This window comes from Pseudomonadota bacterium (assembly GCA_034189865.1).
Taxonomy (GTDB): Bacteria; Pseudomonadota; Gammaproteobacteria; order UBA5335; family UBA5335; genus JAXHTV01.
The window spans coordinates 1-2,326 of record JAXHTV010000066.1 but is presented as its reverse complement, the minus strand read 5'-3'; the positions used below and the strand labels follow the sequence as shown (position 1 = coordinate 2,326).

1 protein-coding gene is annotated in these 2,326 nt (G+C 61.4%); it reads left to right on the top strand.

Annotated features, from left to right (window positions below; translation table 11 throughout):
• A partial coding sequence (locus SVU69_13720; GenBank protein ID MDY6944055.1) for an alpha/beta hydrolase occupies nucleotides 1–2,326 on the top strand: 2,326 nt, incomplete at both ends.

Below are 2,326 nucleotides of genomic sequence, written 5' to 3'. Positions count from 1 at the left end.
TCGACGGGCCCGTTACCATCCAGGCCCGGGAGCGGCTCACCGTCAGCAACGGCCGGGGCCGGATCGTACTCAACGCCAACGGGCGGATCGAGATCCACGGCAACAACGTATTGTTCAACGGTCAAAGCGGGGTGACCTTATCCGCCCCGACGGTCTACAAAACCATCCGCCATGTGCCCATCCAGGCGGCCGCCGCGGCACCGGCCATTACCGCGCCGGTCGCCCGACAATTGGTGGCCAAGCCCCGTTCAACCCTGCACAGCGCCCATCTTTCGGCCTTGAACTGGAGCGTGCCCCGGGCCCACGGGGGTGACACGGTGGAATTGGGTTTTACAGCCAGCGGTTTGACGCCGGGTCAGGCGGTCACGCTGACCCTCTTCGCCCGCCATGCCGATGGCGAGGAAATCGTCGATCGCTTAACCGGGTCCCTGCAAGCCGGGGACGGAAAGAACGGCTTCACCTGGCAATTGCCGCCGCAGGCGGGCGATGAGAGTATCCGGCTGCTTCGGCCGGGCGAGGAGCCCCGCATCGCTGGTCTGGCGGAATATGTGTTTGAAGTGCAGGTGGGCGATCACATCGCCCGCTACTCGCCGCGCCTGACGCGGCTGCGCGCGCTCGAGCTGGATTTGCAGTACCACGATTTCGATTCCAACAGCTTGCCGGTGCCCGATACCCCCATCCATTGGGTGATCGATGGCCAAAACGGCCAACGCAGCTTTCAAACTGCGCTGACCGAGAACGCAACGACCCTGACAACGTCGGAGAATGGCGTTTTGTCCTGGCAAACGCTGGGCTCCGCCACGTGGGGCGAGGTGTACCAAATCAATGACATCCAGCTCACGCCGGGGCTGGATTCACCGGTGGTGTACACTGCCACACCGCGAACGCCGGATCGGTTACGGCTCAAAGCCAAGGCCCTGTTCCCGCCGGTGGTGCTGAACCTCCGTCCGCAGGCCGGCCGGGGTGAGCCGCCGGTCCTGTCGCCGGCGCAGATTGCCTACTTCAAGGAAAACGGCAACAACGCCACTTTGTTTATTCACGGATTTAACGTCCCCCTTGGCGAGTACAATCATCGAATTGTCGGTGTGGACGTCTCTCGCCACAAAATGCCTGGCGGACACAAGTCGGGTGGACGCCGTTACTCTCTCGCCACCGCTCGCACGAGCGACCAGCCCGCTACGGTCTATCGCGAGCTGGACCTCATCAAAGCGCGTTTTCCCGATGCCTTCAGAAAAACGAACGTGCGACTGTCTGACAACCTGGATCCCGATAAAGGCTTGAACGGCACCGGCGCGCTGGGGTGGTTCCTCAATATGGAATACAACCTCAACCGGGCGGCCGGGTTTACCGGCAGCGAGTGGGACCAGTACAGCCGCATCATCGGTGTCACCTGGCAGGGCGACGTGAATCCCTTGGCGTATATGCAGGCAGAACTGTGGGGCACCGCCGCCGGCCGGCAGTTGGTGCCGGCGATCAAACAGCTGCATGCCGAGGGCATCAAGATCAACCTCATCGCCCACAGCCTGGGCAACCGCGTGGCGATGACCGCCCTGAACCTCTTGGGCGAGCAGGGCCATACGGATATCATCGAGAACGCCTTCTTATGGCAGGCGGCGATACCGAACACGGCCCTGTCCACCGATCCCGCCTTGGACACCAGCTTTTTGGGCAACTGGCATCTGCCCCACGCCCATCAGGCCGCCCGCCGCGTGATCGTGTTGCACTCTGAGGACGACAATATCCTGGGTCCGCAAACCGGATTGGGGTCGATGGCGGGGGATGTCCGGCGAGGCGAGGTCGGCGAGGCCCTGTTGGGCGCCTGGCCCATCGGCAGCGTGTACAAGCGGCGCTTGATCAGCATCGAAGCCTTGAGGGATAAGCTGGTGGAAGCCTATGCTGGGGAGCCGCAGCACATGGGGTTCCACGACGGAAAAAAAATCGACATGACCTGGCCACGGCTTCGGCGGGATATGCTGAGGGAAATCCGGGCCAAGCAAAACGAGCCGCTGCCCCAGTATGATAAGGCGGCGATTTTGGGTTATGTGACTCGCCCCACCGAGTGGATGGTCGACGAGTTGATTGAAAGGCTTCGAGGCAACGCCTTGGCGGTGGCGGGCAGAATACTGGATGCCAACCCCCGACCGGCCATGGGTTATGAGGGACCAGATCCAAACGATCCGTTTGTCGGCAACAATCGGGGCACGAAGTTTTTCGTTGTTCCGCAAACTGGCATCCTGGAAGCCCATTCGGATATGAAAATACCCAGTCAGGAACTCTTCGATAAGATTTATCGGGACGTGTTGATGAACGTTTACATCAAGCTCTC